Here is an 8,802-nt window from a genome sequence, read left to right on the forward strand (position 1 = left end):
GCCGTTCAGTAGGACTTGGGCAGGCCCAGCACCTTTTCCGCGATGAAGCACATGATCAGCTGCGGGCTGACCGGCGCGATGCGGGGAATGAAGCTTTCGCGCAGCAGCCGCTCCACGTGGTATTCCTTGGCGTAGCCCATGCCGCCCAGGGTCATGACCGCGGTCTGGCAGGCGTTGTAGCCCGCTTCGGCCGCCAGGTACTTGGCCGAGTTGGCGTAGGGGCCGCAGGGCTTGCCCGCGTCATACAGGCTGGCGGCCTTGAACACCATCAGGTCGGCGGCTTCCAACTGCATCCAGGCCTGTGCCAAGGGGTGCTGGATGCCCTGGTTCTGGCCGATGGGGCGGCCGAACACGGTGCGCTCGCCGGCGTACTTCACTGCCCGATCCAGTGCAGCGCGGCCGATGCCCACCGCCTCGGCCGCGATCAGGATGCGTTCGGGGTTCAGGCCGTGCAGGATGTACTCGAATCCCCGGCCTTCCTCGCCGATGCGGTCGGCCGCCGGGATGCGCAGGCCGTCGATGAACAGCATGTTCGAATCCACCGCCTTGCGGCCCATCTTCTCGATCTCGCGGACTTCTATCTTGTTGCGGTCCAGGTCCGTATAGAACAGCGACAGGCCTTGGGTGGGCTTTTCCACCTCGGACAGTGGAGTGGTGCGCGCCAGTAGCAGCATCTTGTGGGCGACCTGAGCGGTTGATATCCAGATCTTGCGGCCATGCACTACGTATTCGTCGCCCTGGCGCACGGCGCGGGTGCTGAGCTTGGTGGTGTCCAGCCCGGCGTCGGGTTCGGTGACCGCGAAGCAGGCCTTCTCGCGGCCGGCGATCAGGGGTTCCAGCCAGCGGCGGCGCTGCTCGTCGCTGCCGAACACCACGACCGGGTTCAGGCCGAAGATGTTCATATGGACGGCCGAGGCGCCGGTAAAGCCGGCGCCGGAGGCCGCAATGGTCTGCATCATCAGGGCGGCCTCGGTCATGCCCAGGCCCGCGCCGCCATATTCCTGCGGCATGGCGATGCCCAGCCAGCCGTCGCGCGCCAGATCGGCGTGCAGGGGCTCCGGAAAGCCGCCTTCGCGGTCGCGCTCCAGCCAGTATTCGTCCGGATAGCGTTCGCAGATGCGGGCCACGGCTTCCCGCAGCGCCAACTGGTCGGGGGTGAATTCAAAGTCCATCAGTGGTTTTCATCCTGGGTGATGCCGCGGGCCGCCAAGGCGTCGATCCGGGCGGGGTCATAGCCGGCTTCGGCCAGCACTTCGCGGCTGTGCTGGCCCAGCCTGGGGGCGGGGCGGCGTAGGGAAGTGGGGGTGCTTTCGTATCTGCCCAGGGGAGCCGTCGTGCGGATCGGGCCTTCGCTGGGGTGGTCCATGGTCCGGATGAAGCCGGTCGCGGTCAGGTGCTCGTCCTGCAGCAGGTCGTCCACGGAATAGAGCGGCGAGGCGGGAATGTCCGCCCGCGCCAGGCCTTCCAGCCATTCCTCGCTGCGGCGGGTGGCGACGACCTCGGCGACAAAGGCGTAGACCTCGCCGATGTGGGCGGCGCGCGCGCCGTGGGAGCTGAAGCGCGGGTCCCGCGACAATTCGGGACGACCGATCAGGTCGAAGAAGTTGCGCCAGTGCTTGTCGTTGTAGATCAGCAGGCTGATGTAGCCGTCGGCCGTGGCGTAGGGGCGGCGGTGCGGTGCCAACAGGCGCGCGTAACCGGTGGGGCCGAGCGGGGGATCGAAGGTGGCGCCGCCAAGATGGTCTCCCAGTACCAGGTGGGCCATGCCCTCGAACATGGGAATTTCCACTTGCTGGCCTAGCCCCGTGCCGCGGGCGTGCAGCACCGCCGACACCAGCGCGATGCCCACATGCAGGCCGACCGCGCGGTCGGCCAGGGTCAGCGGCGCGTAACGCGGCACGTCCCCGCTTTGCTGCGCGGAGAGGGCGGCGATGCCGGTCTGGCCCTGGATCAGGTCGTCGTAGGCGGGGCGCCCGGCGTAGGGGCCGGCCTCGCCGTAACCGTAGGCGCCCAGGTAGACGATGCGCGGATTGCGCGTCGCCACCGCCTCGTAGGACAGGCCCAGCCGGGCCATCGCCTGCGGACGGATGTTGTAGAGCAGGGCGTCGCAGCTTTCGGCCAGCGTCAGGCAGGCCTCCAGCCCTTCCGGCGTCTTCAGGTCCAGCACGACGGAGCGCTTGTTGCGGTTCAGATGCAGATAGATGTGCCCCATGCCGGGGTTGCGCATGGGGCCGACGGCCCGCATGTTGTCGCCGGCCGGCGGTTCCACCTTGATGACGTCGGCGCCCAGGTCGGCCAGGACCTGGGTGGCATAGGGGCCCATCACTACCGTGCTCAGGTCCAGGATGCGCACGCCCGCCAACGGGCCGGCGGCGGGCGTGTCGGATTGCGGCGGTGCACTCATTGCTGCTCGATCCCCGCGTCGCGGATCAGTTTGCCCCACAGGTCCAGCTGGGCGCCGACGAACTGTGAGAACGCTTGTGGCGTGCTGGAAAAGGCGTCAAAACCCAGGCCGGCCAGGCGCTTTTTCACGTCGGGCTTGGCGACCACCTGATTGATTGCGGCATTCAGCTTGGCCACGATTTCCGGCGGCATGCCTGCCGGGCCGAAGTAGCCGTTCCATGAGTTCAGGTCGAAATCCTGCACGCCAGACTCAGCCATGGATGGCAGGTCGGGGACGATGGCGCTGCGTTCCGCGGTCGACACGGCCAGCGCGCGCAACTGGCCCGATTGCACGAAGGGCAGGCCGGAGGCCAGGTCGGTGAACATGAAGTCGACCTGCCCGCCGACCACGTCGGTCAGCCCTTGCGGCGTGCCTTTGTAAGGCACGTGCAGGATGTCGATCTTGGCGCGGTTGGCCAGCGTGGCGCCGGCGACGATGCCGGTGCTGTTGCCGCTGGCGTAGGTAATGCGGCCGGGATGCTGGCGCGCGTCGGCGACCAGTTCGCCCACCGTTTTCCAGGGACGCTTCGGATTCACCACCAGGATGAAGGGCAGGTTGCCGCCGCGGGCGATGGCGGTGAAGTCCTTGACCGGATCGTAGGGCACGTTCTTCATCAGCCAGGGCGCCGCCGAATGCGACGTATTGGTGGTGACGAACAACGTGTAGCCATCGGGCTTGGCGCGAGCGACGTAATTGGCCGCGATGGTGGCGTTGGCCCCGGGCTTGTTCTCCACCACGACCTGCTGGCCCAGGATGTTGCCGAGCTCGGCGCCGAAGATGCGGCCCACGGCGTCGGTGCCGGACCCCGCGGGAAAGGGGACGATCAGGGTGATGGGTTTGGTGGGGTAATCAGCGGCGTGGACGGCGGGGCCGGCGGCCAGCGCCGCGCCGCCGATAAGGGCGGCGCCCAGCAGGCTTAGAGGTTTCATGGGTTTGTCTCCTGTGTGCTTCGGATCCCGGCGCGGTTTCTGCGTCCGCTGCCCGGGGCTGCGCCGCGTCAAGCGGTTGGGGCTGGCGCCGGAAAGCCGCGTATCACGCGGTCTGGGGATTCTTCATAGGGCGGCGTGTAGATCACCAGCAGGCGGGCGGGCTCGTCGCTGGTGACGGTGAAGACGTGCGGAATGTCCGGGGGGAAGTAGCAGCAGTCTCCCGGGCCCATGTCGGCCCATTCGTCCTGCACCTGCGCGCGCGCCGTGCCGGACAGCAGGTAGCAGACTTGCTCGATGCCGGGGTGGGCGTGCGGCAGGGCGCCCTTGCCTTTGTCGATCACGCCCAGCAGCACTTCCACGCCCCGGGAGCCCACGGTGTCCGGACCGATGAGGCGGCGGTTCAGGGTGCCGGTGTGGTTGGCGGGGTGATAGCCGGGCACGTCGGCCTCGCGCACCAGCCAGGCTGGGGTCTTGCTCTGCTTCATGTTTGGTCCGTTAAAATTTCCATACGTGAAATTATTTTTATGTATGAGAAAAATATCGGCAAGCAGTTTTTCGATCCGGATACCTTGCCGCTCCCTGGGGGATTAGGGAAAACACCGTGCGCGGACTGTTAAAATCGAACGCTGACTTCACTTCCGGCTTTGTCATGTCTTCTGCCCGCACGCCCGACGTTTCCGCCACCCTGTCCGATTGGCTGCAGTATCTGGAGTCGATCCATGCCACCGCCATCGACATGGGCCTGGACCGGGTGCGCGAGGTTGCCGGGCGCATGGGGCTGGAGCTGTCCGGCGTGAAGTTCGTCGTCGGCGGCACCAACGGCAAGGGTTCCACCTGTGCCATGCTGGAAGCGATCCTGCTGGCGGCCGGCTACAAGGTCGGGCTGTACACCTCCCCGCACCTGATTGATTTCAACGAACGCGCCCGCATCAACGGCCAGATCGCCACGGACGAGGCCCTGATCACCCAGTTCCAGGCGGTCGAGGCAGCGCGCGGCGACGTTTCGCTGACTTATTTCGAATTCACCACGCTGGCGATCCTGCGTCTGTTCTCGCAGTCGAAGCTGGACGCCGTGGTGCTGGAAGTCGGCCTGGGCGGGCGGCTGGACGCCGTCAACATCGTCGACGCCGACTGCTCCATCGTCACCAGCGTGGATCTGGACCACACGGACTGGCTGGGCGATACGCGCGAGAAAATCGGTTTCGAGAAAGCCCATATCTACCGCAGCGGCCGGCCGGCAATCTGCAGCGATCCCGTGCCCCCGCAATCGCTGCTGGATCACGTTGAGAAGATTGGCGCCGATCTGTGGCTGTTCGGCCGCGACTACAACTATTCGGGAGACCGCCAGCAATGGGCCTACGGCGGGCGCGAACAGCGCCGCAACTCGCTGGCCTATCCGGCGCTGCGCGGCGCCAACCAATTGTTGAATGCATCGGCCGCGCTGGCGGCGTTGGAGTCGGTGCGCGACCGCTTGCCGGTGCCGCAGCAGGCCGTACGCCTGGGGCTGTTGCAGGCGTCCCTGCCAGGCCGTTTCCAGATCCTGCCGGGCCAGCCCGCGGTCATCCTGGACGTGGCGCATAACCCGCATGCCGCGGCGGTGCTGGCGCAGAACCTGGACAACATGGGGTTCCATCCGTACACCCACGCGGTGTTCGGCATGCTGAACGACAAGGACCTGGCCGGGGTCGTCGCCAAGCTCGGCACGCGTATCGACAACTGGTACTGCGCCGGCCTGCCGGGCCCGCGTGGCACGCCGGGAGAGGCGCTGGCGGAGCAGGTCGCCGCGGCGCTGCCGCCCGCGCCCGCAGACGGCGAAAAGCCGGGCATCTCGGCATATTCGGATCCTGCTCAGGCCTTTGCCGCCGCGCGCGAACGGGCAGGGGAGAATGATAGAATCGTGGTGTTCGGCTCGTTTCTCACCGTAGCCTCGGTTTTGCAGGCTCTGGGTCGCAAGGCATAGGCAGCAGCGGGTCAGTCGCGTCCAGGCGGCCCGCCGCCATATCGCCGCAAGGAATTCTCCTCCATGGGTTTTTTCAAACGCAAAGATCCTGCCGACCAGGCGCAGCCCTCCAAGCGGGCGGCAGTGCCCAGCGAGGTGCAGGCTGCGGAGCTGCGCGGCCGCGCGCGGCGCAGGCTGGCAGGCGCTGTCGCGCTGGTATTGGCAGCCGTCATCATCCTGCCGATGGTGCTGGATTCGCAGCCCACGCCGGTCGACGACAACATTCCCATCAGGGTGCCGGAACGCAACACGCCGTTCCAGCCGCAAGTGAGCGAACCGCAGGTTGCCGCGCCGCAGACGCCCGCGCCGGGCAGCGCTGCGCCGACGGATCCTTCGGCCATCCCCACGCCCCCTCCGGTAACGTCCGTGCAACCGCCCGCGACGGCAACCCCGACGACGCCCCCGGCGACACAGCCCACGACGCCGCCGGTGACCGCAGCCGTCACGCCGCCCAAGCCCGAGCCCAAGCCGGCCACGCCGCCCAAGCCCGAACCCAAGCCCGCGCCCAAGCCCGATACCCGCTCGGATGACGGCGCGCGCGCCCTGGCCCTGCTGGAAGGACGCCAGGCGCCCGCCGCGTCGGCGCCCGCGCCCAAGCCGGCCGCCAAGGGCAATTTCGTGTTGCAGATCGCCGCCTACACCACCTCCGAGGACGCCCAGTCGCGGCGCGGCAAGCTGCACCAGGCCGGCGTGACCAACGCATTCGTTGAACAAGCCACCATCAATGGCAAGCAGCAGTACCGTCTGCGGGTGGGGCCGTTCCCCTCGCGCGAGGCGGCGCAGGCGGCCCAGGCGCGGTTGCGCACCCTGGGCTATGACAATGGTTTCATCGCTGCCCAATAGTGACCGGTTTCGACTTCGTCGTGCTGGCCATCCTGGCGGTTTCGGGTGTGCTGGGCCTGGTGCGCGGCCTGCTCAAAGAGGTGCTGTCGCTGGTCGCCTATCTGCTGGCCTTCGTGGCCGCGATATGGTGGGGCCCGACGGTCTATGCCTGGCTGGAGCCCTATATTGAAACAACGCTGCTGCGCATGGGAGTTTCGTACGCTGCGGTGTTCATCATCGTGCTGCTCGGCGTGGGGTTGGTCAATATGACGCTTGCCGCCTTGATCCGCAGTACAGGACTGAGTCCCGCCGACCACGGCCTGGGCGGGATGTTCGGGCTGGCCCGTGGCCTGTTGATCGTGCTGGCGCTGGTCGCCGCCGCAGGCTACACGCCGCTGCCGGAAGAGCCGTGGTGGAAGGACGCCATGTTTTCGCATTCGGCCATCGAGGCCATCAAACATATCAAGACGTGGCTGCCGCCGTCCCTGGCGACGTGGCTGCCGTATTGATTAGCTTTAAATCAACCAGGAAAGCTCACCATGTGTGGAATCGTAGGGGTCATCGGGCGCGGGCCGGTCAACCAGCTGCTCTATGACAGCTTGCTGCTGTTGCAGCATCGCGGGCAGGACGCCGCGGGCATCGCGACGTCGCAAGGCAACCAATTCAATATGTACAAGGCGCACGGCCTGGTGCGCGACGTCTTCCGTACGCGCAACATGCGCGCGCTGCCGGGTACGTCGGGCGTCGGCCAGGTCCGCTATCCCACCGCGGGCTCCAGCGCCAGCGAGGAAGAGGCCCAGCCGTTCTACGTCAATGCGCCGTTCGGCATCATGTTCGCCCACAACGGCAACCTGACCAACTGGCGTGAGCTGCGCGAATCGCTCTACCGGGTCGACCGCCGTCACATCAACACCAACTCCGATTCCGAAGTCCTCCTGAACGTCCTGGCGCACGAGCTGCAATCGTCGGCCAACGGCGTGTCGCTGGATGACGATGCCATCTTCCGCGCCGTGTCGGCCCTGCACAAGCGCGTGCGCGGCGCCTATGCCGTGGTGGCGCAGATCTCTGGCTACGGCTTGCTGGCCTTCCGCGATCCCAACGGCATCCGTCCGCTGTGCATCGGCCGCCAGGAAACCGAAGAGGGCGTGGAGTGGATGGTGGCCTCGGAATCCGTGGCGCTGGAAGGCAGCGGCTTCGCCTTCGTGCGCGACGTCGAGCCGGGCGAAGCGGTGTTCGTCGACCTGGACGGCCGCTTCGTCAGCCGCCAGTGCGCCGACAATCCGCAACTGGTGCCCTGCATTTTCGAATACGTGTACTTCGCGCGTCCGGATTCGCTGATCGACGGCGTGTCGGTGTACGACGCCCGCCTGCGCATGGGCGAATACCTGGCCGACAAGGTGGCGCGCAACATGCGCCTGGGCGACATCGACGTGGTCATGCCGATTCCGGATTCTTCGCGTCCCGCCGCCATGCAGCTGGCCGCCCGCCTGAACCTGGACTACCGCGAAGGCCTGATCAAGAACCGCTACGTGGGCCGCACCTTCATCATGCCGGGCCAGGCCGTGCGCCGCAAATCGGTGCGCCAGAAGCTCAATGCCATTGGCATGGAGTTCAAGGGCAAGAACGTGCTGCTGGTGGACGACTCCATCGTGCGCGGCACCACCAGCCGCGAGATCGTGGACATGGCCCGCGCCGCCGGCGCCAACAAGGTGTACTTCGCCTCGGCCGCGCCTCCGGTGCGGTTCCCGAACGTCTACGGCATCGACATGCCCACGCAGAGCGAACTGATCGCCACCGGCCGCAACGACGAGGAAATCGCCCGCGCGATCGGCGCCGACTCGCTGATCTACCAGGACCTGCACGACATGCAGCAGTCGGTGCGGGACATCAATCCCAAGCTGTCGCGCTTCGAGGCTTCGTGCTTCGATGGCCAATACGTCACGGGCGACATCACTCCTGAGTACCTGGCACGCTTGGGGCAATCCCGTGGCGAACCCGGCGAAGAAGGTGGGGCCAGCGGCCTGCAATTCAACATGGGTTACGCCGCCAGCGATGCCTGATGTGCCTTGCGGCCAGAACAATGCCGTCCCTTGGGACGGCATTTTTTTTCTCTGCGGCAAGACGGATGTTTCGGACTGTCAGGCCGCGCTCTTCCACAGGCTTTCGCGCGTTGCCTCCAGGTGCGTCAGATACAAGCGCAGGTCGAACTCGTACTGGTGGTACTGCGGCTCCATGCGCAGGCACAGGTTGTAGAAGGCCTTGTTATGGTCCTTCTCCTTCAGATGGGCCAACTCATGCACCGTGATCATCTTCAGGAACTCCGCCGGCACGGTCTTGAACAGCGTCGCCACCCGGATTTCATGCTTGGCCTTGAGCTTGCCGCCCTGCACGCGCGAAATATAGGTGTGCTGTCCCAGCGCATGCTGGATCACGTGGATCTTGCTGTCGAAGGCGACCTTGTTGATCTGGTCGCCGTTGCGCAGGTAGGCGTTCTTCAGGTCCGTCACGTACTGATAGAGCGCCCGGTCGGTGCGGACGTCGTGCGGGCCGGACGGGTAGCGCGCCAGCAGCGCTGCGCCCAGCTTGCCTTGGTCGAGCAGCTTTTGGGC

Annotated in this window: 9 protein-coding genes; 4 read left to right on the forward strand and 5 right to left on the reverse strand. The window is 66.4% G+C overall.

The window, feature by feature from the left end:
• Nucleotides 1-5: 5 nt before the first annotated feature.
• From IPU70_RS28700 to IPU70_RS28715, 4 genes are all read right to left on the reverse strand, one after another.
• The gene (locus tag IPU70_RS28700) at nucleotides 6-1,172 is read right to left on the reverse strand and encodes an acyl-CoA dehydrogenase family protein (RefSeq protein ID WP_207472558.1); all 1,167 of its coding nucleotides are present in this window, start codon (nucleotides 1,170-1,172) and stop codon (nucleotides 6-8) included.
• Nucleotides 1,172-2,404, reverse strand: coding sequence for a CaiB/BaiF CoA-transferase family protein (locus tag IPU70_RS28705; RefSeq protein WP_207472559.1), 1,233 nt, complete (start codon nucleotides 2,402-2,404; stop codon nucleotides 1,172-1,174). The genes IPU70_RS28700 and IPU70_RS28705 overlap by 1 nt, the downstream gene beginning before the upstream one ends.
• Complete coding sequence (locus IPU70_RS28710) at nucleotides 2,401-3,372, reverse strand: tripartite tricarboxylate transporter substrate binding protein (protein WP_207472560.1); 972 nt, start codon at nucleotides 3,370-3,372, stop codon at nucleotides 2,401-2,403. The genes IPU70_RS28705 and IPU70_RS28710 overlap by 4 nt, the downstream gene beginning before the upstream one ends.
• Before the next feature lie 68 nt (nucleotides 3,373-3,440).
• Nucleotides 3,441-3,857, reverse strand: coding sequence for a cupin domain-containing protein (locus tag IPU70_RS28715; RefSeq protein WP_207472561.1), 417 nt, complete (start codon nucleotides 3,855-3,857; stop codon nucleotides 3,441-3,443).
• A 164-nt stretch (nucleotides 3,858-4,021) separates the two neighbouring features.
• Here IPU70_RS28715 and folC point away from each other — a divergent pair, with 164 nt between their 5' ends.
• The 4 genes from folC (at nucleotide 4,022) to purF (ending at nucleotide 8,253) form a co-directional block, all read left to right on the forward strand.
• Nucleotides 4,022-5,332, forward strand: a complete 1,311-nt coding sequence (gene folC, locus IPU70_RS28720) for a bifunctional tetrahydrofolate synthase/dihydrofolate synthase (RefSeq protein WP_207472562.1) — start codon at nucleotides 4,022-4,024, stop codon at nucleotides 5,330-5,332.
• 63 nt (nucleotides 5,333-5,395) lie between these two features.
• Nucleotides 5,396-6,214 carry an SPOR domain-containing protein gene (locus IPU70_RS28725; RefSeq protein WP_207472563.1) on the forward strand — a complete coding sequence of 273 codons (819 nt, stop codon included), beginning with the start codon at nucleotides 5,396-5,398 and terminating at the stop codon, nucleotides 6,212-6,214.
• Nucleotides 6,214-6,702, forward strand: a complete 489-nt coding sequence (locus IPU70_RS28730) for a CvpA family protein (RefSeq protein ID WP_062684746.1) — start codon at nucleotides 6,214-6,216, stop codon at nucleotides 6,700-6,702. The genes IPU70_RS28725 and IPU70_RS28730 overlap by 1 nt, the downstream gene beginning before the upstream one ends.
• 30 nt (nucleotides 6,703-6,732) lie before the next feature.
• On the forward strand, nucleotides 6,733-8,253 hold the full coding sequence (gene purF, locus IPU70_RS28735) for an amidophosphoribosyltransferase (RefSeq protein WP_207472564.1): 1,521 nt from the start codon (nucleotides 6,733-6,735) through the stop codon (nucleotides 8,251-8,253).
• 78 nt (nucleotides 8,254-8,331) lie between these two features.
• Here the strand turns inward: purF and IPU70_RS28740 are convergent.
• Nucleotides 8,332-8,802: M48 family metallopeptidase (locus tag IPU70_RS28740; protein ID WP_207472565.1), on the reverse strand; the 471-nt coding region annotated here is incomplete at its 5' end.

The sequence above is a fragment of the Achromobacter sp. SD115 genome, assembly GCF_017355315.1.
Lineage (GTDB): Bacteria > Pseudomonadota > Gammaproteobacteria > Burkholderiales > Burkholderiaceae_B > Achromobacter > Achromobacter xylosoxidans_B.

Bases quoted from the DNA above. Each gene is read 5' to 3' on its own strand.
- IPU70_RS28705 (WP_207472559.1), bottom strand. From the start codon at position 2,404: ATGAGTGCACCGCCGCAATCCGACACGCCCGCCGCCGGCCCGTTGGCG.
- purF (WP_207472564.1), top strand. From the start codon at position 6,733: ATGTGTGGAATCGTAGGGGTCATCGGGCGCGGGCCGGTCAACCAGCTG.
- IPU70_RS28715 (WP_207472561.1), bottom strand. From the start codon at position 3,857: ATGAAGCAGAGCAAGACCCCAGCCTGGCTGGTGCGCGAGGCCGACGTG.
- IPU70_RS28710 (WP_207472560.1), bottom strand. From the start codon at position 3,372: ATGAAACCTCTAAGCCTGCTGGGCGCCGCCCTTATCGGCGGCGCGGCG.
- IPU70_RS28700 (WP_207472558.1), bottom strand. From the start codon at position 1,172: ATGGACTTTGAATTCACCCCCGACCAGTTGGCGCTGCGGGAAGCCGTG.
- folC (WP_207472562.1), top strand. From the start codon at position 4,022: ATGTCTTCTGCCCGCACGCCCGACGTTTCCGCCACCCTGTCCGATTGG.
- IPU70_RS28725 (WP_207472563.1), top strand. From the start codon at position 5,396: ATGGGTTTTTTCAAACGCAAAGATCCTGCCGACCAGGCGCAGCCCTCC.